The following is a 26,039-nucleotide window of genomic DNA, read 5'->3' on the forward strand; positions in this document are numbered from 1 at the left end:
CTCGTCAAAAGGGCCTCGCGACGACGCGACGCCAGTGATGCTCGACACGCGTCGCGTCACCCTCGGCCTCGATGACCACCTGGTCCTGCAGCCAGCTTTGCGTGTTTTCCGAGGCGCCGAACCCTCGCGCCGTAACGAGATACGCGCGAACCAGCGGACGGCTATCAATGCGCCAGGCCTCGACGATGCATTGCGGCAAGCGCACCGACCCCGGCCACGCGGCAACGGGCGCGACCGCCTGCCGCTCGAAGCTGTCCTGCCGCCGCCAGGCTTGCGGCTCGCCGGGCTGCGTGGCCGCCACAGGCGCGGCCAGCGAGCCATTCGTCAGCGCACGCGAGCACAACACGAGCGCGGCGTCGGCGGCATGGAAGGACTGCAGATGATCGGCGACGGCATCTGCGTTGCGCCGCGCGAGCAGCGCTGCCTCGAACCACGCCGCCGAGGTCACGAGCATCATCGCGACAACAAGCAGCACGACTGGGAGCGCCACGCCGCGACGCGCGGCGCGTGTGCGACGCTCCCCGCGCGGGCTCGTTCTCATGACGCTGCCGGCAGAACGTTACGCAGCACGATGTGCCGCCAGAACGCCTGTCGCGCTCGCCCATCCGCGCCGAAGGCCTGCACACCATCGCAATCGACGTAGCGCATGCGCCGCGCAAAGGCCGCCCCGCGCACCAGCACGCACAGATCGACCGCCACGACCGACGCCCACTGATCGCGCGCGAGCGCCGAAGCCTCGACCGCCTGTGCCGCGCCCGCCGTCCAGTAGCGCAGGCGCAAACGCTCGACGCCCTCGACGAGCGGCTGCGGCGTGCCGGGCTTGCCGGGCTTGCCGGAGCCCGCGCAGTAAAGCTCACTCTCGCTGGTCCCCTCCCTCCCCTTGGCGTGATAGCGGTTCACGATTTCCACGCTTCCCACGCCCACCCCCTGCCCGAGGCAGTCGGTAGCCTGGCCGTTTGTGGCGGCCCACGTCGATACGCCGTCGCCTTGATAGCGCACGGCCAACCCGTCCGACCGGCTCGGCAGCGGCTCGCAGGTAAGCGCCCCATCGGTGCCGATCGGGCGCCCCGCCGCGCAGCCGAAGATCGCCGGGCCGGCAAGCGTCGAGCGTGCGTCCGCGGCAACAAAGCCGGCCATCTGGATCTGCTCGCCGATCAGCATCAACGAGTTCATGCCGGCCTCGTGGATGCGCGCGGCGTCGTTCGCGTGCGCATAGGCCTGGCGCTGCGTGCGATAAGCCGAGAGCGCGCCAAGCGTCACCACGAGGCCCAACGCCACGGCAATCGTTAGTTCGAGCAGCGTGTGGCCGTCCTGCTGGCGCACGTGGGCGAGCCGCTTGTTCATCGCAGAAACGCGAGGGCGACGCAGGCGCGCCCGGCGGGCGCCGTGGCATCGAGACACGGCGCAACCCGCGAAACAGTCGTCGATCCCGACGCTGCGCCGAGCGGTGTCGCCGCCCAACTCACGGACGCGACCGATGCGTCGCCGCCCACGCTCGACGTGGTCAGCCGCCCTTCGGGCACGATGCTCGCCGTCAGCGCCTGCCATCGATTGGTCGCAGCGGGCGTTACACCTACCGCGCGCGCCGCTTCGGCCATGGCGTCAGCGGCAAACGCCGCGCGCTCGAGCGCCGCCGCCAGTTGCGCGTACCGGACCAGCCCGAGCTGGGTGCTCATCAGGCCGAGCCCGCACATCGCCATGACGCCGAGCGCAATGGCGACTTCAAGCAGCGTCGACCCGCGCACGCTCACCCGGCTCATGACGCCCCCGTGCATGCGCCGTCGCTGATGCGTGCCCGGCCCCCCTGCGCGATGCGTATGCAGCGACGCCAGCCCGCGCCGCGTTGTGCCGCCGACGTGGCCCGCGGGGCAATCTCGAAGTTGCGCAAGCTGCCGATGGCCTGCCCCGCCGGCGGCGAAAACGTGATGGCAGTGAGCCCCGACGCCACGGAAATCGTGTCGAGCGCCGGCTGGGTGCGCAACGGGATAGAGGCTCCGGCGCGCTCGATCATGACGGCCCAGCCGCAGGACCAGTCGGCAATACCGGACGGACACGCTTTGGCGGCCTCGAGGCAATGGCGCGCGGCGTCGACGCGGCAAACGGTGACGCGCGACTTGCGCCGGATTGCCTCGTTGCGTGCGTAGGCGAGCGTGCCGAGCATGGCGTTGGCGCGCGCGTCGACCTGATCGCGCACGCGCCATGCGATGAAAACGGGCGTGGAAACCGTTGCGCAAATCGCCAGCAGGACGATGACGACCATCGTCTCAATGAGCGTGAATCCTCCGGACTTCATGAGCAATCCTTAGTTCGAGCGGATTGCCATCAATCTACGGACGAAAGCGAAACGAAACAATTAGCCGAACGGCTAGCTGGTGCGCGCAACGTCGGCTCGCGAGAATGCAAGCGTTACGACAGCGGCCTGGCAGGGGGAAGAAAAATGCGAATGCGCTCAGCGCTTTTTCGCGGGGTTGTTGGCAGCACCCGCGCGGCGGAATTCCTCGATCACGTCTTCGAATTCGGAGACGTCCTCGAAGCGTCGGTACACCGAAGCAAACCGTACGAACGCGACCTTGTCGAGTTCGCGCAATTCGCCCATGACGAGCTCGCCAAGGCGCTCGCTGCGCACTTCGCGCTCGCCGCTGCCGAGCAGTTGATACTCGATACGGGCAACCGCCGCGTCGATCGCATCGGCCGCAACCGGGCGCTTGCGCAGCGCCAGTTGCATGCTCGCCATGATCTTGCGGCGGTCGAATTCCGTGCGGCTGCCATCCTTCTTGACGATCGAAGGCATCGCCAGCTCGACCCGCTCGTACGTCGTGAAACGCTTGTCGCAGGCCGGGCAGCGGCGGCGGCGCCGGATCGCGGCGCCGTCTTCGGACACACGCGAGTCGACGACCTGCGTGTCTTCGTGCCGGCAAAAAGGGCAGCGCATGGATTATCGCGTGGCTTAGCGGTAAACCGGGAAACGCTTCGTCAGCTCGGCGACCTGCGCCTTCACGCGCTCGATCGTCGCGGCGTCTTCCGGATTGTCGAGCACATCGGCAATCAGGTTGCCCACCTGCTCGGCTTCCTTCACGCCAAAGCCGCGCGTCGTCATGGCCGGCGAACCGAGACGGATACCGCTCGTCACGAACGGCTTTTCCGGATCGTTCGGGATCGCGTTCTTGTTGACCGTGATGTGCGCGGTGCCGAGCACGGCTTCCGCCGCCTTGCCAGTGATGTTCTTGGCGCGCAGGTCCACCAGCATCACGTGGCTTTCCGTGCGGCCCGAAACGATGCGCAGACCGCGCTTGACCAGCGTCTCCGCCAGCACGCGCGCGTTGTCGACCACTTGCTGCTGGTAGGTCTTGAATTCCGGCGAGAGCGCTTCCTTGAACGCCACGGCCTTGCCGGCAATGACGTGCATGAGCGGACCGCCCTGGATGCCCGGGAAGATGGCCGAGTTGATCTGCTTCTCGAACTCCGCCTTCATCAGGATCACGCCGCCGCGCGGGCCGCGCAGGCTCTTGTGCGTGGTCGTGGTGACGAAATCGGCGTGCGGCACCGGGTTCGGGTAGACGCCCGCGGCGATGAGGCCCGCGTAGTGCGCCATGTCGACCATGAAGTATGCGCCGACCGCCTTGGCAACCTTGGCGATGCGCTCGAAGTCGATACGCAGCGCGAATGCCGACGCACCGGCGATGATCAGCTTCGGCTTGGTCTCGTGTGCGCGCTTTTCGAGCGCTTCGTAGTCGATGTCTTCCTTGGCGTCGAGGCCATAACTCACGACGTTGAACCACTTGCCGCTCATGTTCAGCGCCATGCCGTGCGTGAGGTGGCCGCCTTCGGCGAGGCTCATGCCCATGATGGTGTCGCCCGGCTTGAGCACGGCGAAGAACACGCCCTGGTTGGCCTGCGAGCCCGAGTTCGGCTGAACGTTCGCGGCTTCGGCGCCGAACAGCTGCTTCACGCGGTCGATCGCGAGCTGCTCAACGATATCCACGTTTTCGCAGCCGCCGTAATAGCGCTTACCGGGGTAGCCTTCGGCGTACTTGTTGGTGAGCTGCGAACCCTGCGCGGCCATGACTGCGGGCGACGTGTAGTTTTCCGACGCGATGAGCTCGATGTGCTCTTCCTGGCGGCGGTTCTCGAGTTCGATCGCCTTGAAGAGTTCGGGATCGACGTTGGCGATGGTGCTTTCGGCTCTGTCAAACATACGGATTCCGTTAAGTGTGTTCAGGTTGACCGGGTCTCGCGCGGAACGCGTAGCGGGTACGCGGCGCTGCTGGCGAAGAGGCCAGCCATGACGTGGCGGAAGGAGGCGCCGCACACGCGAGGCAGGACAGCCACGGCAGCGCTAACGAAAGCGCGCGAAATCAGGCTGCCCAGGCGAACGGCAAAACGGCACCCTGCGCTTCACGGTGGGTCGTTCCACCTTGGGTCCCCAATAACGAACGCATTGCTACCGCCAATGCCGCCAATCCGGAACCCTATCGCCAGTCACGCAGGGATTGAGCGCGTTAGTGTATTGGAACGGCGGGGAATAGGCAACCGCCCGCCCCCAGTGCGCTCGGGCGCCCCGCGGCCTGTGGCGCGCCGGGCGGCGCCTCCGGCCATGCGGCCCGCGCGTGTACTGTCCCTTTCTTGCCGCAATGCGGCATTGCAAGTAGGCTCTTCCCTTTTCTCGCCTTCTACCGACCAGAGAGCCACCATGATCGTTTTCGTCACCGGCGCGTCCGCAGGATTCGGCGCCGCCATCGCCCGCGCCTTCGTGAAGGGCGGCCATCGCGTCGTCGCCACCGCTCGCCGCAAGGACCGCCTCGACGCCCTCGCCGCCGAACTCGGCGACGCCCTCCTGCCCTTCGAGCTCGACGTGCGCGACCGCGCGGCGGTGGAAGCCGCGCCCGGCGCGCTGCCGTCCGGGTTCGCAGGCATCGATGTGCTGGTCAACAACGCCGGCCTCGCGCTCGGCGTGGAGCCGGCACAAAGGGCGGACCTCGACGAATGGGAAACCATGATCGACACCAACTGCACGGGCCTCGTGCAGGTGACTCACGCGTTTTTGCCCGGCATGGTCGAGCGCAACCGCGGCCACATCTTCAATCTCGGTTCGGTGGCAGGCCGCTGGCCGTACGCGGGCGGCAACGTCTACGGCGCGACCAAGGCGTTCGTGCGTCAGTTCAGCCTGAACCTGCGTGCCGACCTCGCAGGCACGGCACTGCGCGTGACCGACATCGAGCCCGGTCTGTGCGGCGGCACCGAGTTCTCGAACGTGCGCTTTCGCGGCGACGACAGCAAGGCGGCCAATGTCTACAAGGACGTGCAGCCGCTCACGGCCGAGGACATCGCCGACTCGATCTACTGGATCGCCACGCGCCCCGCGCACGTCAACATCAACACGATCGAACTGATGCCCGTTGCCCAGACATTCGCCGGCACCAGCGTCCACCGCGGCTAAAATTACCTTACAAATTTAATACTTACGTCAGTCGTACGAAAGACGTAGGGGCCTCGCGTTCCGGTAGAATGCGCGGCATGGAAAATTCCACCAGCAAGCCGGACGCGGTGTCGTCACCGGCCGGGCGCGGCTTTACGTGGCCGGTGCGCGTCTACTACGAGGACACCGACGCCGGTGGCATCGTGTTTTACGCGAATTACCTGAAGTTCTTCGAACGCGCGCGCACCGAATGGCTGCGCGCGTGCGGCGTCGATCAGCGTCGGCTCGCCGAGGAAACGGGCGTGCTCTTCGTCGTGCGCAGTACCGCGCTCGACTACCGTTCGCCCGCGCGCCTCGACGATGTCGTCACTACCCTAAGCCGTGTCGAGAAGCTGGGCCGCGCCTCGGTCGACTTCATGCAGGAAGCGTGGCGCGAGAACACGCTGCTCGCCACGGGCACCATTCGTGTCGCCTGCGTCGACAGCACGACCATGCGCCCCGCAGCGATTCCGGCCCCCGTTCATGAAGCCTTGCAACGTGGACCACAGAAAGACCTGTACGCCGTGTCAACGGCAGTGCAGTAGTTACCGTTGATACGACGCCAGTGAACTCGCGCCGGTCAATGCAGGACCAAGCAGGGTTCGGCCGCGACGGCGCGAAAGCTTCCCAACCGCCTACAGGAAGCCTCGCGTTGTCTTGCAGCCGCTCGCCCCTTTCGGGACGTCACAACGAACCTATATGAACACTACACAAGATCTGTCGATCATTTCTCTCGTTCTTAATGCGAGCATACTGGCACAGGCGGTGATGGGGCTTCTTCTGCTCATGTCGCTGATTTCCTGGACTTTTATCTTCCGCAAGTGGTTTGCGATCCGCCGGGCGCGGTCCCAGACAGAGCGCTTCGAACGCGACTTCTGGTCAGGCGGCGACCTGCAGGCGCTCTACCAGAGCGCAGCCAACAACCGCCACACGATCGGCGCGCTCGAGCGTATCTTTGAGTCGGGCATGCGCGAATTCCTGAAGGCGAAAGAGAAGCGCCTGAACGATCCGAGCCTCGTGCTCGACGGCGCCCGCCGCGCGATGCGCGCCGCCTTCCAGCGCGAAATGGATGCGCTCGAGGCGAACCTCTCGTTCCTCGCTTCGGTCGGCTCGGTGAGCCCGTACATCGGTCTTTTCGGTACGGTCTGGGGGATCATGAACGCGTTCCGCGGTCTCGCGAACGTGCAGCAGGCCACGCTCGCGAACGTCGCGCCCGGCATCGCCGAAGCGCTGACGGCGACCGCGATCGGTCTGTTCGCCGCCATTCCGGCGGTGGTCGCGTACAACAGCTACGCGCACGACATCGACCGTCTGGCGATCCGCTTCGAAACCTTCATCGAAGAGTTTTCGAACATCCTGCAGCGTCAGGCCCACTAATCTTCACGAGGCAAGGAGTCGAAGATGGGAGGCTCAAACCGTTCGAGCATGCGAGGCAGCCGCTCGCGCCGTGCGATGGCCGACATCAACGTCGTGCCGTACATCGACGTGATGCTGGTGTTGCTCGTAATCTTCATGGTGACCGCGCCGCTCGTGGCGCCGTCCATCGTCAATCTGCCGACCGTCGGCGGCGCGTCGCAGCAGCAGCAGGTGCCGCCCGTCGTGGTCAATATTCGCCCCGACGGCAATCTGAGCGTACGCTACAAGGATGACTCCGGCGCCACGCAGCAGGAAACCATGACGCGCGCCGATCTCAACGGCTTCGTCGCCGATCGCGAGCAGAGCCATCCCGACCAGCCCGTCGTGATCGCCGCCGACAAGTCCGTCAAATACGAGACGGTGATGAACGTGATGTCCGACCTGAAGTCGCATGGCGTCAAACGTGTCGGACTGCTCGTCAAATCGCAATGATCCGCAAGAACGATTCGTATCCGCTGCAGCCTCCGCGCGAGCGTGGCACGGGACGTGCTATCGCCCTCGCGGTGCTCATGCACGTGCTGCTCGGTCTGTTCCTCTATCACGGCATCCACTGGCAGAACAGCACGCCGGCGGGTGAAGAAGCGGAACTGTGGACTGAGGTGCCGGACCTGTCGACACCGAAGCCGCTGCCGCCGCCCGCGCCCGTCGCCCCTGCCCCGCCGCCGCCGCAAACCGAGGAAGCCGACATTGCGCTGCAACAGCAAAAGCGTAAGCAGCAGGAAGCGCAGCGCGAAGCGCAACTGGCCGAGCAGCAGCGTCTGAAAGCCCAGCAGGAAGCCGAAGCGAAGCGTCAGCAACTCGTGGCCCAGCAGGCTGCACAGCTTGCGGCTCAGCAGAAGGCGGAAAAGCTCAAGCAGCAGCAGCAACAGCAGCAAGCCGCGGCAGAAAAGCAAAAGCAGCAGCAACAGCAGCAGGACGCGCTCAAGAAGCAGCAGCAGGAAGAAGAGCAGCAGAAGCAGGCGAAGCTCGACGCGCAGAAGAAGGCCGACGCCGAGAAGGCCGCCAAGGCGAAGGCGCAGGCTGACGCCCAGGCGAAGAAGCTCGACTCGGAACGCCGCGCCCGCATCGCGCAGATGCAAGGCTCGATGGGCGGCGGCGAAGGCACGAGCGGCAACGGTCTTGCAAAGAGCGGCACGGGTAGCGGCTCGGGCGGCAACGCGACGTCGCCGGGCTATGCGGAGAAAGTGCAGCGGCGCGTGCGGCCGAACATCATCTGGTCCGGCGAGACGTCAGGACTGGAGACAGTTGTAGCGGTGCGCTGCTCGCCGACGGGCACTCTGCTTTCGGCGCAGATACAGCGTAGCAGCGGCAACTCGTCGTGGGACGACGCCGCGCTACGAGCCGTCCAACGATCGGATCCGATGCCGCTCGATACGAATGGCAAGGCGCCGCCGAACTTTTTGATCACCTTGCGCCCGGCAGGTTAATGGCGAGCGCAAGGCGCAGAAAGGTTGAGGAAAGCCGCCGCGCAACAGTGGCTAAAAAGGAACGATTCGAACGTTTTCGGGTCAGTCTGCTGTTGCGCGTTATGACAAAATTGCTTTTTTCAGGAAATATCACAGCATGACATTGATGACGAAGCTTGGCCTGCGAACCCTCGTCGCGTCCTGCCTGATCACGGCGGGCGGAGTGGCGAACGCACAACTCAACGTCCTCGTCACCGGCGTGGGCTCCACCCAGTTCCCCATCGCCACGGCTAACTTTGCCGGTGAAGCGAATTCGCCCGAGCAGGTCGCGGCCATCGTGCGCGCCGACCTGCAACGCAGCGGGAAATTCACCAATATCGACGCCGGCAACGCACCGATCTCGGAAAACGACTCCGTCGACCTCGGCAGCTGGAAGGCCAAGGGCGCCAATGCGTTCGTTGCGGGCAGCGTGAACAAGCTCGCCAACGGCCAGTACGAAGTACGCTTCAAGCTCTACGACACCGTGAAGGGCGAAAGCCTCGGCGGCCTCGTGCTCACGAGCCCGGCAAGCGGCCTGCGCATGAGCGCGCACAAGGTTGCGGACTACATCTATCAGAAGCTGCTCGGCGATCGCGGTGTGTTCGCCACGCGTCTTTCGTACGTGATCAAGACGGGCGGCCGCTTCCAGCTGCAGGTTTCGGACTCCGATGGACAAGACGCGCACATCGCGCTCTCGAGCCCCGAGCCGATCATCTCGCCGGCCTGGTCGCCCGACGGCACCAAGGTCGCTTACGTATCTTTCGAAAAGAAGAAGCCGATCGTCTACGTGCATGACCTGCCTACGGGTCGCCGCGTGATCATTTCGGACCAGAAGGGCAACAATTCGGCACCGGCCTGGTCTCCCGACAGCCGCACGCTCGCAGTAGCACTGTCGCGCACGGGCAACACGCAGATCTTCGCCGTCAATGCCGACGGCTCCGGCCTGCACCGCCTCACGCAAGGCACGACGATCGACACCGAACCCAACTACTCTCCTGACGGACGCTGGATTTATTTCACGAGCGACCGCGGCGGCCAGCCTCAGATTTACAAGATGCCGGCCCAGGGCGAAAGCACCGGAACGGCACAGCGTGTGACGTTCACCGGCAACTACAATACGAGCCCGAAGGTCAGCCCGGACGGCAAGCAACTGGCGTACATCTCACGCACGGGCGGCGGATTTAAGCTGTACATTCAAGATCTGCAGTCCGGTGTCGCCACGGCGCTCACTGACACGACACATGACGAATCGCCCAGCTTCGCGGCGAACGGTCAGTACATTCTTTACGCCACACAGGTGAACGGCCGTGGCGTGCTGGCTGCTGTATCGACCGACGGTCGTACGCGGCAAATCCTGTCCGTTCAGGGCGGCAGCGTACGCGAGCCGTCCTGGGGTCCTTTTATGCAATAACACTTCAGGAGAGCAAAAATGATGTCGAAGAAAGTACGCCTGGCCTTGGCCGTTTTGATGATCGGTGCGCTGGCAGCGTGCAAGTCGGGTGTCAAGGAAACGAACCCGAACGCCGGCGCGATGAACACCCAGCCGAACCCGAACGCGGTCGCCCAGGTGAACGTCGATGAGCTGAACAACCCGAACAGCCCGCTCGCCAAGCGCAGCGTGTACTTCGATTTCGACAGCTACGCCGTCAAGGACGACTACCAGTCGCTGCTGCAAGCTCACGCACAGTACCTCAAGACGCACCCGGAACGTCACGTCCTGATCCAGGGCAACACCGACGAGCGCGGCACGAGCGAATACAACCTGGCGCTGGGTCAAAAGCGTGCCGAAGCGGTCCGTCGCGCCCTCTCGCTGATGGGCGTGCCTGATTCGCAAATGGAAGCCGTCAGCCTCGGTAAGGAAAAGCCGGTCGCAACGGGCCACGACGAAGCATCGTGGGCACAGAACCGCCGTGCTGACCTCGTGTATCAACAGTAATTGAGCATTGCATGAAGGGGCGTATGTCGCACCGTTTCTCCCCGCTGCGCGCAGCCGCAGCCGCCTGCGTGGCTGGCGTCGCCTTCGCGGCGCTGCCGGCCCACGCGGGTATCTTCGATGACGATCAGGCGCGCCAGGCGATTCTCGACCTGCGCGCGAAAACGGACAGCCTGTCCAGCCAGCTGTCCGCCGCTCAACGCACGATCCTTGACCAGTCCAACCACCTCGACCAGCTCAACCAGCAGGTCGCGACGTTGCGCGGACAGAACGAGGATATGGCGAACCAGTTGGCGACCCTGCAGAAGCAACAGAAGGACTACTACACGGATCTCGACACGCGACTCAAGAAGTTCGAGCCGCAGCAGGAGACCGTAGACGGCATGCAAGGCACGGTTCAGCCGGGTGAGATGGACGCGTTCAACGCCGCTTCGCAGCAGTTCCGCAACGGCGACTTCAAGAACGCGGCGGCATCGTTCCGTAGCTTCATCGCGAAGTTCCCGCAGAGTCCTTACCAGCCGACCGCGCAGTACTGGCTCGGCAACGCGCTCTATGCGCTGAAGGACTACAAGGGGTCGACCGCGACGTGGCAGAACGTCGTCAACAAATACCCGCAGCATCCGCGCGCCCCCGAGGCGCTGCTGGCCATTGCGAACAATCAGATCGAGCAGGGGCAAAAGGCTGCGGCCAAACGCACGCTCGAGCAGGTCGTTTCGCAATACGGCAATTCGGATGTCGCCCAGACGGCGCAGAGCAAGCTTGCACAGCTCAAATAAGCGCTGCTGGCTGGTTTTGGCGTGACGTGGCGCTGGTGTAATGCCAATGCCGCGAAATGCGCCTCTCGCATACAGGGAAGGCCCGGGGCACGGCGTGCTCCGGGCGTTTCCATCGGTTTTATGACGGCAAAGGTTGACGCGTTGGCCATGCGCCGCTATAATCCCGCTTCTCTTTTGGGTCGTTAGCTCAGCTGGTAGAGCAGCGGACTTTTAATCCGTTGGTCACAGGTTCGAATCCCGTACGGCCTACCAAAGCATCAAACAAAAAGCCCAGTCTTCGGACTGGGCTTTTTGCTTTGCAGCGTACGGCGCAAGCTCAAGCGACTTGAGACACTCGGCGCGCGAGCATGCGTCCAGCATGTATACTCCCTCCTCCCCCCGCTGTCCCATCCCCGCTGCACAGGCCACGTCATCATGAAGTTCACGACCCTTGCCTGCGCCCTGCTCGCGCTTTTCTGGCTCAGTCTGCGCGTTCAGGCGCAAATCCAACCGCAACCCGAAGACTACGCATACCTGCGCCGCATTCGCGTGCCGGACGCCGTCGTCAATTGCGTTGCCGCGCTCGACCAGTGGGTGCACAAGGCGCAGCGCTACGATTCGCTGCTCGTGCCCGATCGGCGCGCGCTCTCGGCGACGATCGAGCAACCCGCGCCCGTCAACGCCACGCCCATGCCCGCCGCAAGCGAGGCGCTTACGCCTGTCCCGTCCATCGACACGCTGATCCACCTGCACGCCTTCGCCAAGGTCCGCGGCAAGTACGCCTGGGTTCCCGTGAAGGCCACGTGCGGTATCTGGCATTCGCACGTCGTCGATGTCGCGCTGTCGCCGCGCGGCACGCACGCAACGTCGCCGATCCACTGACGACATTTCGTTGTCCTTATCGCAGCCGGCAACAAAAAAACCCGCGCGCCAGACAGCGTACGGGTTTCGCATCGAGCGACGCGCGGCTCATGCCGCGCGCAAACTCAGTCTGCCTTGACGCCTTCGACCTGGATCTGCAGCGTCGTAGCCGTCTTGAAGCCATACGACTGGCCCCAGTTCACGCCGTAGTCCGCACGGTCGAATTGCGCCGAGGCGTCCGCGCCGCACACTTCACGCTTGAGCATCGGGTTCTGGAAACACTTGAACGAGTCGATCTTCAGGTTCAGCGGCTTGGTCACGCCATGCAGCGTGAACGTGCCGATCACTTCCACGGGCTTGTCGCCGTCGAAGCGGATCGACGTGCCCTTGTAGGTGGCCGTCGGGTACTTCGCGGTGTCGAGGAATTCGGCCGAGCTCACGTGCTTGTCGAGCTTCGCGTTGCCGGTATCGATCGACGATGCGTCGATCGTCACGTCCACCGTGCCCGTCTTCGCCTCGCGGTCGAGCGTGACCGTGCCCGCGCTCTTCGTGAACTTGCCGCGCCACACCGATACGCCGCCGAAGTGATCGGCTTCGAAGCTCGGATACGTGTGCATCGGGTCGAGGTTGTAGGTCGTAGCGGCCGCGAGCGCCGGCGTGGCGACGAAGGCTGCGAGCGAGGCGGCAACGGCCGCGGCGAAAATCGTGGTCTTCATGAATCGTTTCCTGGTGCGGGAGAAACTGGGTGAAAAAGCGATGCCGTACGCGCGTCAGTGCGCGGCGGACACGATGTGAAACTTGATCTGCACGTCGTCGGCGACGATCGAGGTGTCCTTCCACTCGCCCGAGCCGATGCCGTACGCGAGGCGCTTGATGGGCAGCGTGCCGTCGAACACCTGGTTGGCGCCGTCCTTGCGGTACTGCACCGGCACGACGACGTCGGTCGTCTTGCCCTTGATGGTCAGCTTGCCGGCCACCGTGAACGCACCGTTCGCACCGGACTTGATCTGCGTGGAAACGAAAGTCGCGTGCGGGAAATGCGAGGCGTCGAACCACTCGTCGCCGGCGACTTCCTTGTTGTATTCCGGCGCGCCGAGGTCGAAGCTCGCCACCTCGACGTCGAGCTTCGCGCTCGATGCCGCGACGTTCGCCGGATCGAAGCGCACGTCGGCGGTGAAGTGGTTGAAGCGGCCTTCGACCGGCACGTTCATCTGCTTGAACACGGCGCTCACGGAGTTCTTCGCGGCTTCGGCCGCGGCGTTGGCGTTCGTGGCGAAGGTCGTGGCAAAAGCCGCGCCGGCGGCGAGGGCCGCGCCGAGCGCGACGACGGAGGCGGTATGGGCAAGACGCTGGATCATGGGCAGTCGGTCCAAGGTGGGTGGCATCGGGAAATGGAGACGGCGCTTGCGCGCCGCAAAGTCAGTCGCGCGGCGTGCCGAACGGCAGCATGCGCGCGAGGATGTTCTGGCGGTCGACCAACTGGTGCTTGATGACGGCCAGCACGTGCAGCACGACCACGGTGAGCAAGGTGTAGTTCAGCGAGATATGCACGACGCGCAGCACGCCCTTGAGCGCGGTGTCGGGGCCGATCAGCACGGGCATCGGCCAGATGCCAAGGTACACGACCTGGATGCCGGCCGCCGAGCTATAGAGGTAGCCCGTCACCGGAATCGCGACCATCAGCACGTAAAGCGCGGTGTGGCCCAGGTGCGCGGCGAGCCGTTCCCAGCCATGCATGGAGCCGGGCAGCGCGGGCGCGGTGTGCGTGAGGCGCCAGAGAATGCGCACAAGCACGAGCGCGAGCACAGTCACGCCAATCCACTTGTGCCACGAGAAGTAGCGCAGTTTGGTGGGCGTGATGCCGGGAATGTCGGTCATGACCCAGCCGAGCGCAAAGCCCCAGACGATCAGCGCGGCGATCAGCCAGTGCAGCAGCATGGCGACGCCGTTATAGCGGCCGGCGGGCTTGACGTTAGGGTTCATCGGCATACGACTCCATTATTCGAGGTGTGCACTTTACCCGGCCAAACCTATTCAAACAATCGTCTAAAATGGATGGTTATCATCCACTTTTTCGATAGATCGAAAAGGACCGTACCTCGTGGACCGCACCTCGGACCGCTCCCCGAGCCTCGAGCAGCTGCGCGCGCTGATCGCCGTCGCCGAAACCGGCAGCTTCTCGGCGGCGGCGCGCCAGCTCGACCGCGCGCAGTCGGTGGTCAGCTATACGATCGCCAATCTCGAGGCGCTGCTGGGCGTCGCGCTGTTCAAGCGCGGCAAGCGCAAGCCGGAACTCACGGCCGCGGGCCGCGCGATCCTCGCCGACGCGCGCCGCCTCGATCTGCTCATGGGTCAGCTTAACGCCAAGGCGGCCGGCCTGCAGAGGGGGCTCGAGGGCGAAGTTTCGCTGGCCGTGGACGTGATGTTTCCCTCGCAGCGCCTGGTCGAAGCGCTGCAGGCGTTCGCGTTCACGTTTCCCACTGTCGCGCTGAATCTCACCATGGAAGCGCTCGGCGGCGTGCTCAAGCTCGTGCTCGACGGCGACTGCGCGGTGGGGATCAGCGGGCCGAACCACAACTGGCCGCACGTGATCGAGGCCCAGTCCATCGGCACCGTGGAACTCGTGCTCGTGGCCGCCCCCTGCCATCCGCTCGCCAAGGCGGAGCACCCGGTGCGCATTTCGGATGCGCGCGAGCACACGCAGTTGGTGCTCACCGATCGCAGCCGCCTCACCGAAGGCCAGAACTTCGGCGTGTACAGCAATCGCGCGTGGAAGCTCGGCGACCTCGGTGCGAAGCACCGGCTGCTGCTCGCGGGCCTCGGCTGGGGGTCGATGCCGAAGCACCTCGTGGAAGCCGATCTCGAAGCCGGGCGGCTCGTGCGCGTCGCGCTCGCGGACCGGCGCTCGGTGAGCTACAACATCTCGCTGATCCATCGCACCGACGCGGCGCGCGGCCCCGCCAGCGAGTGGCTCTGCCACTACCTCACGCAAGGCACGCCGCCGCAAGCGCCGTTGCCCGACGCCCGCTGAAACAACGCGCGAGCGATGCGCCTGCGAATTGTATGAACGCAACCCCGCGCACGCCTGACAATGCTTAACAAACCCGCGCAAGCCGCGTCACGCCGGGCTCACGCGGCAACCGACGCCGACCTCGCGCCATCGGCCTCCGTACGCCCGCATTTATCGAGATGGACCTCCATGCCAGGATCGCGCCACCGCTCGCCGGGAGTGCGGGCATGCGCGAAAGCCGCACGCCCCGAATACCCAGCGCGAGCTTTGTGTCACGCGCCCGGTCACTTCGCATCATGGTCAACTTCATCTGCTTTCTGCTCTGGAATCTCGCCCTGCTCGTCGCCGTGCGCGTGGGTTGCTGGCTCATTGGCTGCGCGCGGCCCGATCTCACGCTCAATGGCGCGCATATTTTCATCGGCTTGATGGCGACTGCGCTCGCGTTCGACACGGCGCTCACCTTCCTCGTGTTCGCCAAGGCCGGTGGACCGTGGCAAGCGCACAATCCCGGCGAGACTTACGCTGAGCGCGCCTTCGCCTACGCGCTCGCGGCGTTGATGGCGCTGCTCATCGCCTGGCATGCGCGCCGACAGGCGTCCCGCAAGGCGCACAATGGACCGGCAGGTGCGCAGGAAATCGAGACGTCTCGCTACAGCAAATCGACGCTGCCGATGTAAGGCGCAAGCCGGCTTTAGCCCTTCCTGGCCTTGGCAGGCTTGTCCACCTTCTCCCCTTTGGCCCGTGTCACCGCCGGCGCTGGCGCCGCGGCAGGCACCACGCCCGACCAGCCCGGCAGATAACGCGCGTCGGCATCGTGTGCGTGCGATAGCGCGTCGGCGAGCGCCGCGTCGAAATCCTTGTGCAAGCGCGTTTCGGATACCTTACGACGCAGATAGTCGGCCCACAGGAATTCGCTGAACGGCGTCGTGTCCTTCGCGTAGCCTCCCGACGTGCGCAACTCGCCCGCGAGGCTGCGCTACGGATCGTCGGCAAGGCCGAGCAGCTGCTTCGGCAACTGGTCGAATTCGCAGCGCTCGCCTGCGGCATCGAACGGATGCACCCACTGGTTGTGCTCCATCATGCGCCAGAAGATGGTGGGCTCGAGCCACGAGAGATCCTTGAGCACGGTCACCCGCACGCTCTCCACCGATTTTTCGAGCCACGCGCGGCCAAGGTGGTGATGATCGACCACGTAGTAGCCGACTTCGGCCCGAGCACGGCGGGAAACCAGTGCGAGTCGATGGCCGCCGCGCGGCCTTTCTTGTCGAGCACCTGCCAGTGCGCGCGCTTGGCGTTCACCTCCCGAAAGCCCACCGTGATCTGCGTAGGACGCAGCTCGTCGAGCTTCACGGTGATGAGATGGAGATCGGTGTTCGGAAGGTTCATGGCGGGCCTCCTGTTTAGTGTCGATTGGTGTCGGGGTCGATCGCGCAACGATACAGCCGAACGGCCATGCATGCGGCATCAATCGAACGCGCTCCGTGCGCTCCGTGCGCAGGGTCAATCCTGAGACCGCCGGGCACGTTGGATGCACGCTTTCGCCGCTTCGCCTATAAATGCGCTAAGGGACAGACGGCGCGAACCACGGCGCCCGTCACGCTCCCGCCGATGTCAGTTGCACGTCTTCCAGGCTCAACCAACGACACAAGCGAGGGCATTTTGGATCTCGAAACCATCCGCGTATTCATCATGACCCGGGGCATCGACTTCGGGACCAAGGTCGTGGCGGCGATCGTCCTGTGGGTCATCGGACGCTGGGCCATCAGCCTCGTCGCCGGTTTGCTGCGCAAGGTGCTCGCGCGCAACGAGCGCGTCGATCCGACGCTCGCGCATTACCTCAGTTCGATCCTCGCCGCCGTGTTGAACCTGCTGCTGGTCCTCGCGATCCTGCAGGTGTTCGGCGTGCAGACCACCTCGTTCGCGGCGCTTCTCGCCGGCCTCGGCCTCGCCATCGGGACGGCGTGGGGCGGCCTGCTCGCGCATTTCGCGGCGGGCGTGTTCATGCAGGTGCTGCGGCCGTTCAAGGTGGGCGACTTCGTGACGGCCGGGGGCGTGACGGGCACCGTGAAGGAACTCGGCATCTTCGGCACGACCATCATCTCGCCGGACAACGTGGTCAACATCATCGGCAACAACAAGATCTTCTCGGACACGATCTCGAACTACAGCGCGACGCCCGTGCGCCGCGTGGAGCTGACCGCGAAGATCGCCAACGGCGTCGATCCTGTCGACGCCGCCAGCCGCCTGCGCGCGGCCATCGCGAAAATTCCGAACGTTTCGCAGGAGCCGCCGCCCGACGTCGAGATTCTCTCGTTCACACCCGAAGGCCCGCTACTGGCCGTGCGGCCCTACACCAGCAACGACACCTACTGGCAGGTGTACTTCGACACCAACCGCGCGATTGTCGAGACCTTCAAGGGCGCGGGCTATCCGACGCCCGAAACGCCCTCGATCATTCGCCGCGTGGGCTCCTAGCGCGGCGTTCAACGCACTCGCCAAAACAAAACGGCATCGCCTTCGCAGGCGATGCCGTTTTTCATTGCGTTTCGGCCTGGCGATGCCGGGCGCTCAACCGCCGTTGGGCTTGCGCACGGCGCCGCCGCGCGAGTCCTTGCGTAGCATCTTCCACACGCCGCCGATCAGGATCGGCACGATCGCCGCGCCGATGCCGACGAGCACGATCACGTTGAGGTACTGGCGAATGAACGGAATGTTGCCGAAAAAGTAGCCGAGCAGCACGAGCAGCAACACCCAGAACAGCGCGCCCGTCATCGTGAACAACTGAAAGCGTCGCATAGGCATTTGCGAGACGCCCGCCACGAACGGTGCAAACGTCCGCACGACCGGAATGAAGCGCGCGAGCACGATAGTCTTGCCGCCGTGGCGCTCGTAGAATTCGTGCGTTTTCTGCAGCGCGGCGCGGTCGAGGAAGCGTTCGAGCACGGGAATGTGCGTATTGAACACCTTCGGCCCAATGGCGCGCCCAATCAGATAGTTGACCGTATTGCCGAGGACCGCCGCAACGAGCAGCAGCACGATCAGCAGGCCGAGATTCATCTCATGCGTAGCGGCAAACGCGCCGCCGATGAAGAGCAGCGAGTCGCCGGGCAGAAACGGCAGCACCACGAGCCCGGTTTCGCAGAACACGATCAGGAACAGCACCGCGTAGACCCAGCCGCCGTATTGCTGGATGAAGACACCGAGAAACTTGTCGATGTGCAAGACAAGATTGACGAACTGCAGGAGCGTATCCAAAAGTGTCCCTTATTGAGCGTGGGCCGCGCGCCTGAAAAGCGCGTTCGCCCTGTGTTGCGCGAGAAGCCAAATTGACCGCGCCATGATACCGAAAGTGCCCGCTCGCCACGGAAATATCCCGTCAATTTCGGTGAATTTGCGCACAAAGCGCTGCTACATGAAGGTTTCGCGGGCGCTGAAGCGCGTCGGGTCCGGTCGCGCCGACTCGCTATAATTGCGCGCATGTCTTCGAATTCCGAACCCACCGGCGCCGTGCCGGATTCCGCCGGCGCCGCCGACGCTGGCGATACTGCCAGCACTCCAAGCGCGACCAGCGCCGAAGTCGCGTCGCGCGCCGCGCAGCCCGCCCGCGCAATCCAGGCGCTGCCCGATCAGCTCATCAGCCAGATCGCCGCGGGTGAAGTGGTCGAGCGGCCCGCCTCCGTCGTCAAGGAACTGCTCGAAAACGCGCTCGATGCGGGCGCGAGCACGCTGCGCATCCTGCTCGACGAGGGCGGCGTGAAGCGCATCTCCATCGCCGACGACGGCTGCGGCATTCCCGAAGCCGAACTCCCGCTCGCGCTCATGCGCCACGCCACCAGCAAGATCCGCTCGCTCGCCGAACTGGAGAGCGTCGCGACGCTCGGGTTCCGGGGCGAAGCGCTGGCGTCGATTGCCTCGGTGGCCGAGATGTCGATCACGAGCCGCAGCGCCGACGCGCCGCACGCCGTGAAGATCGAGGGGCACACCGGCGCAATCTCGCCGGCTGCGGGCGGCCAGGGCACGACCATCGAAGTGCGCGAGCTGTACTTCAACACGCCCGCACGCCGCAAGTTCCTGAAGAGCGAGCAGACCGAACTGGGCCATTGCCTCGAGATGATCCGCCGCAGCGCGCTCGCGCGCCCGGACGTGGCGATCTCGGTGCTGCACAACGGCCGCGCGGTCGAGCACTGGAACGCGAGCGATCCGGCCACGCGCGTCTCGAAGATCCTCGGCGAAGTGTTCGCCACGGCACATCTGCCGCTCGACGAGCGCGCCGGGCCGCTCGCCGTGTACGGTTGTGCGGGCCTGCCTACGGCGAGCCGCAACCGCGCCGACCAGCAGTACTTCTTCGTGAACGGCCGCTTCGTGCGCGACAAGCTGCTCACCCACGCGGTGCGCTCGGCTTATGAGGACGTGCTGCACGGCGAGCGCTATCCGTCATACGTGCTGTTCCTCGACCTGCCGCCCGAAGCCGTCGACGTGAACGTGCACCCCTCGAAGATCGAAGTGCGTTTCCGCGATTCGCGCTCGATTCACCAGTTCGTGTTCCATGCCGTGCAGCGCGCGCTCGCGCGCCACGCGGGCGCCTCGCCCGAGACGACCTCGGGCGGCCATGCCGCCGCGCTCATCGAGCCGCGGGCGCTGCCGGGCGCCGGGGTGCTGGGCGCCTCGGTCGGGCTGGCTTCGGGCGCGGCCGAGTCCCCGCGCGCAGGCGCAGCGCCCGACGCGGCGGGCGGCTTAGGCGCCGACGGCAGGTTCGGCACCGCGAGCGTGGCGAGCAGCTTCGGCGGCGGCGCGGATGGCCTGCCTTCGCGCGCGTCGGGATTCGGCCAGGCAGGCGGCGGCGGGGCAAGCGCGAACAGCGGCAACACCTGGCTGCGCCAGTCGCGCATGACACAAGGCAGCCTGCCTGTCGCGCAGCCGCTCGCGCTTTATGACGCGTTGTTCGGCCGCAAGGATGTCGGCGCCGGCACGGCGCAAGGTTCGACCGTGCCGCAGGCGCAAGACGGCGCAGCCGGTGCATTCGCCGGCGGCGCGCCGCACGCCGCCTTCGAAGCCGGCGAGGACCACCCGCTCGGCTTCGCGCTCGGCCAGGTCCACGGCATCTACGTGCTCGCGCAGAACGCGCGCGGCCTCGTAATCGTCGACATGCACGCCGCGCACGAGCGCATCCTGTACGAGCAGTTCAAGCAGGCTCTCGCCGAACGCTCGCTCGCCGTGCAACCCTTGCTGATCCCGATCTCGATGACGGCCGATCCCGTCGAAACCGGCACCGTCGAGGAAGAAAAGGCCACGCTCGAAGCACTGGGCTTCGATCTCGCCGTCCTCTCGCCCACCTCGATCGCGATCCGCGCGGTGCCCGCGCTCCTCAAGGACGCCGATCTCCAGGCACTGGCGCGCGCCGTGCTCGCCGATCTGCACGCGTACGGCGGCTCGCGCGTGCTCACCGAGCGCCAGCACGAGATGCTCGGCACGCTCGCCTGCCATCATGCGGTGCGCGCGAACCGGCGTCTCACGCTCGACGAAATGAACGCGCTCCTGCGCCAGATGGAAGCCACCGAGCGCGCCGACCAGTGCAATCACGGCCGGCCGACCTGGTACCAGCTCACGCTCGCCGATCTCGATCGGCTCTTCATGCGCGGTCAATGACGCAGTCCACGAAACAAGAAAGCGGCGCGTTGCCGGTTGCCTGTCTGCTCGGCCCCACGGCCTCGGGCAAGACGGCGGCCGCGCTCGCATATGCCGCGCAGTCGGCGGCGCGCGGGCGCACGGTGGAGATCGTGAGCGTCGATTCGGCGCTCGTGTATCGCGAGATGGACATCGGCACCGCGAAGCCGAGCGCCGCGGAGCGTGCGGCCGCCGCGCATCATCTGATCGATATCGTCGATCCGCTGGATGCCTATTCCGCCGCCGACTTTCGCGCCGACGCACTGCGCGTGACGGGCGAGATCGTCGCGCGCGGGAACGTGCCGCTGCTCGTGGGCGGAACGATGCTCTACTACAAGGCGCTCACGCAAGGCCTGAACGACCTGCCCTCGGCCGATCCGGCTGTGCGCGCGCAACTCGACGCCGAAGCCGCGCGCGACGGCTGGCCCGCCATGCATGGCCGCCTCGCACAGGTCGATCCCGCCACGGCTGCACGCCTCGCCCCGAACGACTCGCAGCGCATCCAGCGCGCGCTCGAAATCTTCATGCTGAGCGGGCAGCCGATGTCAGTGCTGCTCGCCACGCCGTCCACACGCGAGGATGAAGCCGCGCGCTACCGCTTCGTGCCCGTCGCGCTCGAGCCGTCCGATCGCAGCGTCCTGCACGCGCGCATCGAAGCGCGCTTCGACGCGATGCTCGCGGGCGGTCTCATCGACGAGGTGAAGGCGCTGCGCGCGCGCGGCGACCTGAACCCCAACCTGCCCTCCATGCGCTGCGTGGGTTATCGCCAGGTTTGGGAATACCTCGATGGCGAGGTCGACTACGACACCATGCGCGACAAGGGCGTGTTCGCCACCCGCCAGCTCTGCAAGCGCCAGCTCACTTGGCTGCGCGCGATGCGGGAGCGTATCGTCGTGGATTGCTGCGCGCAGGATGCGACCGATCAGGCCGTCGCGGCGATAGCGCAGATTGGCGGCTAAGGCCGCCGCCCCTTTCCCCCCGCTTTCTCCTCCCGAGCGCGTTGTGCGCCACAACATCCCCGCTCAGCCCGCGGGTGGTGCATGTCCGTGCGCCGCATGCGCGCGCTCCCCCGCCGCAGCGCGCCACCGAAATCCGCCCTCGCCCGCTTGACTTTCGACCGACCGGATACGATCATTCGTTCATCACTAGAGCAATTGCTCAGGCTTGAGTCGATCGGCCGCTTTGAGTAAGGAGACACCGAATGAACACCGAACGCAGCAATGCGAACGTGATCCTGCATATCGGCGCCGGGTCGTTTCACCGGGCGCATCAGGCGTGGTACCTGCATCGCGTGAACCTCAGGCGCAAGCCCGACGAGGCCGCATGGTCGCTCACCGTCGGCAACATCCGCTCCGACATGAACGCCGTGATGGACGCGCTGGCCGCGCAGAACGGCGCCTACACGCTCGAAACGGTCACGCCGCAGGGCGAGCGCGCTTATGAGACGATCCGCTCGATCACGCGCGTGCTGCCGTGGTCCGCCGATCTCGCGAGCCTGATCGACGCGGGCGCCGACTCGAACTGCAAGATCATCGCGTTCACGGTGACCGAAGGCGGCTATTACCTCGACGAGCACGACCGCCTCGACACCGCGAACCCCGACCTCGCCGCGGACCTCAAGGGCGGCCGCACGACGATTTACGGCGCGCTCGCCGCGATCCTTGAAGCGCGCATGGCGCGCGACGGCGGCCCCGTCACGCTGCAAACCTGCGACAACCTGCGCAGCAACGGCAAGCGCTTTCATGCGGGCATGCGCGAGTTCCTCGCGCTGCGCGGCGCAACGGATCTGCGCGACTGGTTCGACGCGAACACGGCGTGCCCCGACTCCATGGTCGACCGCATCACGCCGCGCCCCACGCCCGACGTGCGCGAGCGCGTGAAAGCGGCGACCGGTGTGGACGACGCCTGCCCGGTGATGGGCGAGGCGTTCATCCAGTGGGTGATCGAGGATCACTTCTGCGCGGGGCGGCCCGCCTGGGAGCGTGCCGGCGCGGAGATGGTCGAATCGGTGATGCCCTACGAAGAAGCGAAGATCCGCATCCTCAACGCCACGCATAGCTGCATTGCGTGGGCGGGCACGCTCGTCGGTCTCGACTTCATCCACGAAGGCACCCACGACGCCGACATCCGCACCTTCGCGCGCGAGTACGTGAGCGAGGACGTGATTCCCTGTCTCACGCCCAGCCCGCTCGATCTCGCGAAGTATCGCGACGTCGTGCTCGAACGCTTCAGCAATCCGTACATCCAGGACACGAACCAGCGCGTGGCCGCCGACGGCTACTCGAAGATCCCCGGCTTCATCGCGCCCACGCTCGCGCAACGCATCGCCGGGGGCGCGACGCCCGCCGCCACGGCCATGCTGCCCGCGCTGTTCCTGCGCTTTCTGGAACGCTGGCACAAGGGCACGCTGCCCTACCGCTACCAGGACGGCGTGATGGACGAAGCGGCCGTGCACCGCTTGTTCGATAGCGGCGACCCCGTCTCGACGTTCCTCGGCGACAAGCTGCTGTGGGGCGGCCTCGCCGGCAACCCGACACTGGGCGGCGCGGTGCGCGGCGCGCTCACGCGCGTCGACGCGTGGCTGGCCTCACGCGGTTGCAGCGTTTGAAGCAACACCGCGGCATAACCCGTTACACCGCGCCACGCGCGCCCTCCGGGTCGGCGCGCATGGCGTCGCGCCCGGCGCGCGGCTAAAGTAGCGCAACTCTCATCACGACTTCAGCGCGCCTATGTATCTCGGCATCGACCTCGGCACCTCCGAAGTGAAAGTCCTGCTGCTCGCGCCCGACGGCCGCGTGATCGGCACTGCCGGCACGCCCTTCGTCGTCTCGCGCCCTCACCCGCGCTGGTCCGAGCAGAATCCCGCCGACTGGTGGGACGGCACGCGCCGCGCGCTCGCCGCGCTGCGCGAGGCGCATCCGCACGATTTCGCGCAGGTGCGCGGCATCGGCCTTTCCGGGCAGATGCACGGCGCCGTGCTGCTCGACGCGCACGACAACGTGCTGCGTCCCGCGATCCTCTGGAACGACATGCGCGCGGTGGACGAATGCGCCGAGCTGACCGCGCGCGCGCCGCAGTTGCATCGCATCGCGGGCAATCTCGCCATGCCGGGCTTCACTGCGCCCAAGCTGCTGTGGGTCGCGCGCCACGAGCCGCAGATCTTTCGCGAGACGGCCTGTGTGCTGCTGCCGAAGGACTATTTGCGCCTGCAACTCACCGGCGGCAAGGTCTCCGATCCGTCGGATGCCGCGGGTACGCTCTGGCTCGACGTGGCCAAACGCGACTGGTCCGACGCACTGCTCGACGCCTGCAACATGACGCGCGCGCAAATGCCTGCGCTCGCCGAAGGCAGCGCGCCCTCCGGTACGCTCCTGCCCGCGCTCGCGCGCGAATTCGGTCTGCGCGAGGACGTGGTCGTGGCGGCGGGCGGCGGCGACAACGCGACGAGCGCCATCGGTATCGGCGCCACGCAGCCCGGTGACGGCTTCGTCTCGCTCGGCACCTCGGGCGTGCTTTGCGTGGTAGGCGACCGCTTCCGGCCGAATCCCGCTTCCGCCGTGCATGCGTTCTGCCACGCGATTCCGGACCGCTGGCACCAGATGAGCGTCGTGCTTTCGGCGGCAAGCTGCCTGCGCTGGGTCTGCAAGCTCACGGGCACGAACGAACCCACGCTGCTCGCCGAAGTCGAGCAGCTCAGCGCGCCAACCCTCGCCGAAGCCCCGCTCTTCCTGCCGTATCTCTCGGGCGAGCGCACGCCGCACAACGACCCGTATGCGCAGGGCGTGTTCTTCGGCATGACACACGCGACCGACCGCGCGCTGCTCGGCTACGCCGTGCTCGAAGGCGTGACCCTCGCGCTCACCGACGGACTCGACGCGCTCGCGGCCGCCGGCACCGAAGTGGGCGCGCTGTCAATGCTGGGCGGCGGCGCGCGCAGCGGCTACTGGGCGCAACTGGTTGCGGACGCATTCAACACGCCCACGCGCCAGCACGGCGGCGGCGAAACGGGCGCGGCGCTCGGCGCGGCGCGCCTTGGCTGGCTCGCGGCGGGCGGCGACGCGCGCGACGTGCTGACCAAGCCGCCCGTGGTGGCCGAGTACACGCCGGACGCCACGCGCCACGCGGCGCTGCGCGAGCGGCTCACCGCCTACCGCGCGTTGTACCGCCACGTGCGCCCGCTCTTCGAGCCCTCGCGCGAGCGCCTCGCGTAACGCGTGCCGTACACTTCGGCCCCGAATCCACCGACCACCACCGTGCCCAAGTCCACCGAAAAACTCGATCTCGCGACCCGCGCCGCCTGGCTCTACTACGTGGCCGGCAACACCCAGAACGAAATCGCCGAGAAGCTGCAGGTGTCGCGCCCGGTCGCGCAGCGCCTTGTCGCGTTCGCGGTCGAGAAGAACCTCATTCGCGTGCGCGTCGATCATCGTCTCGCCGATTGCCTCGCGCTCGCCGACGCGCTTTCGAAGCGCTACGGCCTTTCGGTCTGCGAAGTGGTGCCCGTGGACAACGACACGCCGGAGGAAATCGACCGCAAGCTCGCCGTGGCAGGCGCACAGGTGATGGAGCGCTACCTGAGCGAAGAGCGGCCGATGGTGGTGGCCGTGAGCAGCGGACGCACGCTCAAGGCCGCCGTCGACCAGATCGCGCAACTGGAGCGGCCGCAGCATCGGCTGGTTTCGATGGTGGGCGCGATCGCCCAGGACGGCTCGTCGAACCGCTACGACGTCGCGCTGCATATCTCCGAGAAAACTGGCGGCAAGCACTTTCTGCTGCCCGCGCCGCTCATCGCGGATAACGAGGCCGAGCGCGCGCAATGGTGCAATCACCGGCTCTATCGCATCGTCGAATCGCTGTCGGGCGAGGCCGATGTCGCGTTCGTCGGCATCGGCAACATCGGCGAGCATTGCCCGCTGCACGAGGACGGCTTCATCACCTCCGACGAAGTGCGCGAGCTGATGGGCCAGGGCGCCGTGGCCGAAATGCTCGGCCTGCCGATCGACGCCGCAGGCAAGCGCGTCGATTCCCCCACCGGCCGCCGCGTAACGAGCGTGTACCTCGATTCGCCGCCGCGCCGCCCGACCATCGGCTTCGCTGGCGGTGCGCGCAAGCGCGAAGCGGTGATTGCGGCGCTCAACGGCGGCTGGCTCTCCGGGCTCGTCACCGACGAGTTGTGTGCGCGCGCCGCGATCGACCGCTGATCAATCGGGATAGGGGCAGGCCTCGCGGCCCGACCCCTCCCACACCACCGTGCGTACGGGTCCGTACACGGCGGTTCGGATCGGTTGATCGGCTAGGGACCAAGCAATGGGAGCCCGAGAGAACGTAAGTACCCGTTTGACAGGGCGAGGTTCACTGCAGGGCTGTGACTGAGCCGCCACGCGCTGTGCGGTGCTCCGGCGGTTTGGGCGGCAAGATTGCGTTTCACGCCACGGGCAATGAGTTCCTCGAATCGAGTCCGGCCACGTTTCCATTGCTTCCAGAAGTAGCAACGAATGCG

The 26,039-nt window shown here is 66.0% G+C and carries 27 protein-coding genes, 1 tRNA gene, 1 pseudogene and 1 riboswitch; of the genes and pseudogenes, 18 read left to right on the forward strand and 11 right to left on the reverse strand.

All coding sequences use genetic code 11. The features are described from left to right. Positions 1 to 4 precede the first annotated feature (4 nt). The 6 genes from M3A49_RS23195 to glyA form a co-directional block, all read right to left on the reverse strand. A complete protein-coding gene (locus tag M3A49_RS23195) occupies positions 5 to 541 on the reverse strand; it encodes a pilus assembly PilX family protein (RefSeq protein ID WP_266231194.1) in 537 nt (178 codons plus the stop codon). Further along, positions 538 to 1,344 carry a PilW family protein gene (locus M3A49_RS23200; RefSeq protein ID WP_266231195.1) on the reverse strand — a complete coding sequence of 269 codons (807 nt, stop codon included), beginning with the start codon at positions 1,342 to 1,344 and terminating at the stop codon, positions 538 to 540. Before M3A49_RS23200 ends, M3A49_RS23195 begins: the two co-directional genes overlap by 4 nt. Then, positions 1,341 to 1,760 (reverse strand): hypothetical protein, encoded by a 420-nt coding sequence (locus tag M3A49_RS23205; RefSeq protein ID WP_266231196.1) that lies wholly within the window; start codon positions 1,758 to 1,760, stop codon positions 1,341 to 1,343. The genes M3A49_RS23200 and M3A49_RS23205 overlap by 4 nt, the downstream gene beginning before the upstream one ends. Next, complete coding sequence (locus M3A49_RS23210; RefSeq protein WP_266231197.1) at positions 1,757 to 2,293, reverse strand: GspH/FimT family pseudopilin; 537 nt, start codon at positions 2,291 to 2,293, stop codon at positions 1,757 to 1,759. Before M3A49_RS23210 ends, M3A49_RS23205 begins: the two co-directional genes overlap by 4 nt. A 156-nt stretch (positions 2,294 to 2,449) precedes the next feature. Next, positions 2,450 to 2,932 (reverse strand): transcriptional regulator NrdR, encoded by a 483-nt coding sequence (gene nrdR / locus M3A49_RS23215; RefSeq protein WP_266231198.1) that lies wholly within the window; start codon positions 2,930 to 2,932, stop codon positions 2,450 to 2,452. Between the two features lie 15 nt (positions 2,933 to 2,947). Further along, entirely contained in the window at positions 2,948 to 4,195 is a 1,248-nt protein-coding gene (gene glyA, locus M3A49_RS23220) for a serine hydroxymethyltransferase (protein ID WP_028205321.1), read from the reverse strand. 160 nt (positions 4,196 to 4,355) lie between these two features. After that, positions 4,356 to 4,493: riboswitch (ZMP/ZTP riboswitch) on the reverse strand. A 197-nt stretch (positions 4,494 to 4,690) separates the two neighbouring features. On the opposite strand from glyA, the gene ydfG reads away from it, so the two are divergent. The 10 genes from ydfG to M3A49_RS23270 all read left to right on the forward strand — a co-directional run bounded on the left by ydfG (position 4,691) and on the right by M3A49_RS23270 (position 11,886). Beyond that, the gene (ydfG, locus tag M3A49_RS23225) at positions 4,691 to 5,437 is read left to right on the forward strand and encodes a bifunctional NADP-dependent 3-hydroxy acid dehydrogenase/3-hydroxypropionate dehydrogenase YdfG (protein WP_254352143.1); all 747 of its coding nucleotides are present in this window, start codon (positions 4,691 to 4,693) and stop codon (positions 5,435 to 5,437) included. 68 nt (positions 5,438 to 5,505) lie between these two features. Continuing rightward, on the forward strand, positions 5,506 to 6,000 hold the full coding sequence (gene ybgC, locus M3A49_RS23230) for a tol-pal system-associated acyl-CoA thioesterase (RefSeq protein ID WP_266231199.1): 495 nt from the start codon (positions 5,506 to 5,508) through the stop codon (positions 5,998 to 6,000). A gap of 154 nt (positions 6,001 to 6,154) precedes the next feature. Continuing rightward, on the forward strand, positions 6,155 to 6,832 hold the full coding sequence (tolQ, locus tag M3A49_RS23235) for a protein TolQ (protein ID WP_028205324.1): 678 nt from the start codon (positions 6,155 to 6,157) through the stop codon (positions 6,830 to 6,832). Positions 6,833 to 6,856: 24 nt separating this feature from the next. Further along, the gene (gene tolR, locus M3A49_RS23240) at positions 6,857 to 7,303 is read left to right on the forward strand and encodes a protein TolR (protein ID WP_254343351.1); all 447 of its coding nucleotides are present in this window, start codon (positions 6,857 to 6,859) and stop codon (positions 7,301 to 7,303) included. Next, positions 7,300 to 8,298, forward strand: a complete 999-nt coding sequence (gene tolA / locus M3A49_RS23245) for a cell envelope integrity protein TolA (protein WP_266231200.1) — start codon at positions 7,300 to 7,302, stop codon at positions 8,296 to 8,298. The genes tolR and tolA overlap by 4 nt, the downstream gene beginning before the upstream one ends. Positions 8,299 to 8,434: 136 nt before the next feature. Next, complete coding sequence (gene tolB / locus M3A49_RS23250; RefSeq protein WP_266231201.1) at positions 8,435 to 9,727, forward strand: Tol-Pal system beta propeller repeat protein TolB; 1,293 nt, start codon at positions 8,435 to 8,437, stop codon at positions 9,725 to 9,727. 18 nt (positions 9,728 to 9,745) lie between these two features. After that, complete coding sequence (gene pal / locus M3A49_RS23255) at positions 9,746 to 10,252, forward strand: peptidoglycan-associated lipoprotein Pal (RefSeq protein ID WP_042266217.1); 507 nt, start codon at positions 9,746 to 9,748, stop codon at positions 10,250 to 10,252. Positions 10,253 to 10,275: 23 nt separating this feature from the next. After that, positions 10,276 to 11,025 (forward strand): tol-pal system protein YbgF, encoded by a 750-nt coding sequence (gene ybgF, locus M3A49_RS23260; protein ID WP_266231215.1) that lies wholly within the window; start codon positions 10,276 to 10,278, stop codon positions 11,023 to 11,025. Between the two features lie 176 nt (positions 11,026 to 11,201). After that, positions 11,202 to 11,277: transfer RNA gene (locus M3A49_RS23265), tRNA-Lys, on the forward strand. 162 nt (positions 11,278 to 11,439) lie between these two features. Beyond that, positions 11,440 to 11,886, forward strand: a complete 447-nt coding sequence (locus tag M3A49_RS23270; protein WP_028205908.1) for a BspC domain-containing protein — start codon at positions 11,440 to 11,442, stop codon at positions 11,884 to 11,886. Positions 11,887 to 11,990: 104 nt separating this feature from the next. On the opposite strand, the gene M3A49_RS23275 is transcribed toward M3A49_RS23270, so the two are convergent. The 3 genes from M3A49_RS23275 to M3A49_RS23285 form a co-directional block, all read right to left on the reverse strand. Continuing rightward, positions 11,991 to 12,581 carry a YceI family protein gene (locus M3A49_RS23275; RefSeq protein WP_028205909.1) on the reverse strand — a complete coding sequence of 197 codons (591 nt, stop codon included), beginning with the start codon at positions 12,579 to 12,581 and terminating at the stop codon, positions 11,991 to 11,993. A 54-nt stretch (positions 12,582 to 12,635) separates the two neighbouring features. Next, complete coding sequence (locus M3A49_RS23280; protein ID WP_266231202.1) at positions 12,636 to 13,223, reverse strand: YceI family protein; 588 nt, start codon at positions 13,221 to 13,223, stop codon at positions 12,636 to 12,638. A gap of 61 nt (positions 13,224 to 13,284) precedes the next feature. Further along, a complete protein-coding gene (locus tag M3A49_RS23285; RefSeq protein WP_266231203.1) occupies positions 13,285 to 13,848 on the reverse strand; it encodes a cytochrome b in 564 nt (187 codons plus the stop codon). Between the two features lie 118 nt (positions 13,849 to 13,966). Between M3A49_RS23285 and M3A49_RS23290 the strand changes: the two genes are divergently transcribed. Together M3A49_RS23290 and M3A49_RS23295 are read left to right on the forward strand one after the other, a co-directional pair. Further along, entirely contained in the window at positions 13,967 to 14,896 is a 930-nt protein-coding gene (locus M3A49_RS23290) for a LysR family transcriptional regulator (protein WP_266231204.1), read from the forward strand. 275 nt (positions 14,897 to 15,171) lie between these two features. After that, on the forward strand, positions 15,172 to 15,552 hold the full coding sequence (locus M3A49_RS23295; protein ID WP_266231205.1) for a hypothetical protein: 381 nt from the start codon (positions 15,172 to 15,174) through the stop codon (positions 15,550 to 15,552). An 89-nt stretch (positions 15,553 to 15,641) separates the two neighbouring features. Here the strand turns inward: M3A49_RS23295 and M3A49_RS23300 are convergent. Continuing rightward, positions 15,642 to 16,261: pseudogene (locus tag M3A49_RS23300) on the reverse strand (ParB-like protein); the annotation flags it as partial. Positions 16,262 to 16,534: 273 nt separating this feature from the next. Between M3A49_RS23300 and M3A49_RS23305 the strand changes: the two are divergent. Then, positions 16,535 to 17,350 (forward strand): mechanosensitive ion channel family protein, encoded by an 816-nt coding sequence (locus M3A49_RS23305; protein ID WP_254352155.1) that lies wholly within the window; start codon positions 16,535 to 16,537, stop codon positions 17,348 to 17,350. A 93-nt stretch (positions 17,351 to 17,443) separates the two neighbouring features. On the opposite strand, the gene M3A49_RS23310 is transcribed toward M3A49_RS23305, so the two are convergent. Continuing rightward, positions 17,444 to 18,130: a DedA family protein gene (locus tag M3A49_RS23310; RefSeq protein ID WP_266231206.1), complete on the reverse strand. Its 687-nt coding sequence runs from the start codon at positions 18,128 to 18,130 to the stop codon at positions 17,444 to 17,446. 222 nt (positions 18,131 to 18,352) lie between these two features. Between M3A49_RS23310 and mutL the strand changes: the two genes are divergently transcribed. The 5 genes from mutL (at position 18,353) to M3A49_RS23335 (ending at position 25,740) form a co-directional block, all read left to right on the forward strand. Further along, positions 18,353 to 20,521, forward strand: a complete 2,169-nt coding sequence (mutL, locus tag M3A49_RS23315) for a DNA mismatch repair endonuclease MutL (RefSeq protein ID WP_266231207.1) — start codon at positions 18,353 to 18,355, stop codon at positions 20,519 to 20,521. Beyond that, the gene (miaA, locus tag M3A49_RS23320) at positions 20,518 to 21,498 is read left to right on the forward strand and encodes a tRNA (adenosine(37)-N6)-dimethylallyltransferase MiaA (RefSeq protein WP_266231208.1); all 981 of its coding nucleotides are present in this window, start codon (positions 20,518 to 20,520) and stop codon (positions 21,496 to 21,498) included. Before mutL ends, miaA begins: the two co-directional genes overlap by 4 nt. Positions 21,499 to 21,740: 242 nt before the next feature. Next, positions 21,741 to 23,147 carry a D-arabinitol 4-dehydrogenase gene (gene dalD, locus M3A49_RS23325; RefSeq protein ID WP_266231209.1) on the forward strand — a complete coding sequence of 469 codons (1,407 nt, stop codon included), beginning with the start codon at positions 21,741 to 21,743 and terminating at the stop codon, positions 23,145 to 23,147. 121 nt (positions 23,148 to 23,268) lie between these two features. Further along, complete coding sequence (xylB, locus tag M3A49_RS23330; RefSeq protein ID WP_266231210.1) at positions 23,269 to 24,750, forward strand: xylulokinase; 1,482 nt, start codon at positions 23,269 to 23,271, stop codon at positions 24,748 to 24,750. A 42-nt stretch (positions 24,751 to 24,792) separates the two neighbouring features. Beyond that, the gene (locus M3A49_RS23335; protein WP_254352165.1) at positions 24,793 to 25,740 is read left to right on the forward strand and encodes a sugar-binding transcriptional regulator; all 948 of its coding nucleotides are present in this window, start codon (positions 24,793 to 24,795) and stop codon (positions 25,738 to 25,740) included. Positions 25,741 to 26,039: the final 299 nt, after the last annotated feature.

Origin of the sequence: Paraburkholderia sp. CNPSo 3076 (assembly GCF_026343935.1) — a bacterium.
In the GTDB taxonomy this organism is placed as follows: Bacteria; Pseudomonadota; Gammaproteobacteria; order Burkholderiales; family Burkholderiaceae; genus Paraburkholderia; species Paraburkholderia nodosa.

What these genes read in the sequence shown, in the direction of transcription:
- M3A49_RS23270 (WP_028205908.1), top strand. Translation starts at nt 11,440, where the DNA reads ATGAAGTTCACGACCCTTGCCTGCGCCCTGCTCGCGCTTTTCTGGCTC.
- M3A49_RS23285 (WP_266231203.1), bottom strand. Translation starts at nt 13,848, where the DNA reads ATGAACCCTAACGTCAAGCCCGCCGGCCGCTATAACGGCGTCGCCATG.
- pal (WP_042266217.1), top strand. Translation starts at nt 9,746, where the DNA reads ATGATGTCGAAGAAAGTACGCCTGGCCTTGGCCGTTTTGATGATCGGT.
- mutL (WP_266231207.1), top strand. Translation starts at nt 18,353, where the DNA reads ATGTCTTCGAATTCCGAACCCACCGGCGCCGTGCCGGATTCCGCCGGC.
- ydfG (WP_254352143.1), top strand. Translation starts at nt 4,691, where the DNA reads ATGATCGTTTTCGTCACCGGCGCGTCCGCAGGATTCGGCGCCGCCATC.
- tolQ (WP_028205324.1), top strand. Translation starts at nt 6,155, where the DNA reads ATGAACACTACACAAGATCTGTCGATCATTTCTCTCGTTCTTAATGCG.
- miaA (WP_266231208.1), top strand. Translation starts at nt 20,518, where the DNA reads ATGACGCAGTCCACGAAACAAGAAAGCGGCGCGTTGCCGGTTGCCTGT.
- tolA (WP_266231200.1), top strand. Translation starts at nt 7,300, where the DNA reads ATGATCCGCAAGAACGATTCGTATCCGCTGCAGCCTCCGCGCGAGCGT.
- tolB (WP_266231201.1), top strand. Translation starts at nt 8,435, where the DNA reads ATGACATTGATGACGAAGCTTGGCCTGCGAACCCTCGTCGCGTCCTGC.
- M3A49_RS23200 (WP_266231195.1), bottom strand. Translation starts at nt 1,344, where the DNA reads ATGAACAAGCGGCTCGCCCACGTGCGCCAGCAGGACGGCCACACGCTG.
- dalD (WP_266231209.1), top strand. Translation starts at nt 21,741, where the DNA reads ATGAACACCGAACGCAGCAATGCGAACGTGATCCTGCATATCGGCGCC.
- M3A49_RS23205 (WP_266231196.1), bottom strand. Translation starts at nt 1,760, where the DNA reads ATGAGCCGGGTGAGCGTGCGCGGGTCGACGCTGCTTGAAGTCGCCATT.
- M3A49_RS23275 (WP_028205909.1), bottom strand. Translation starts at nt 12,581, where the DNA reads ATGAAGACCACGATTTTCGCCGCGGCCGTTGCCGCCTCGCTCGCAGCC.
- ybgF (WP_266231215.1), top strand. Translation starts at nt 10,276, where the DNA reads ATGTCGCACCGTTTCTCCCCGCTGCGCGCAGCCGCAGCCGCCTGCGTG.
- nrdR (WP_266231198.1), bottom strand. Translation starts at nt 2,932, where the DNA reads ATGCGCTGCCCTTTTTGCCGGCACGAAGACACGCAGGTCGTCGACTCG.
- glyA (WP_028205321.1), bottom strand. Translation starts at nt 4,195, where the DNA reads ATGTTTGACAGAGCCGAAAGCACCATCGCCAACGTCGATCCCGAACTC.
- M3A49_RS23295 (WP_266231205.1), top strand. Translation starts at nt 15,172, where the DNA reads ATGGTCAACTTCATCTGCTTTCTGCTCTGGAATCTCGCCCTGCTCGTC.
- ybgC (WP_266231199.1), top strand. Translation starts at nt 5,506, where the DNA reads ATGCGCGGCATGGAAAATTCCACCAGCAAGCCGGACGCGGTGTCGTCA.
- M3A49_RS23210 (WP_266231197.1), bottom strand. Translation starts at nt 2,293, where the DNA reads ATGAAGTCCGGAGGATTCACGCTCATTGAGACGATGGTCGTCATCGTC.
- M3A49_RS23195 (WP_266231194.1), bottom strand. Translation starts at nt 541, where the DNA reads ATGAGAACGAGCCCGCGCGGGGAGCGTCGCACACGCGCCGCGCGTCGC.
- M3A49_RS23280 (WP_266231202.1), bottom strand. Translation starts at nt 13,223, where the DNA reads ATGATCCAGCGTCTTGCCCATACCGCCTCCGTCGTCGCGCTCGGCGCG.
- tolR (WP_254343351.1), top strand. Translation starts at nt 6,857, where the DNA reads ATGGGAGGCTCAAACCGTTCGAGCATGCGAGGCAGCCGCTCGCGCCGT.
- xylB (WP_266231210.1), top strand. Translation starts at nt 23,269, where the DNA reads ATGTATCTCGGCATCGACCTCGGCACCTCCGAAGTGAAAGTCCTGCTG.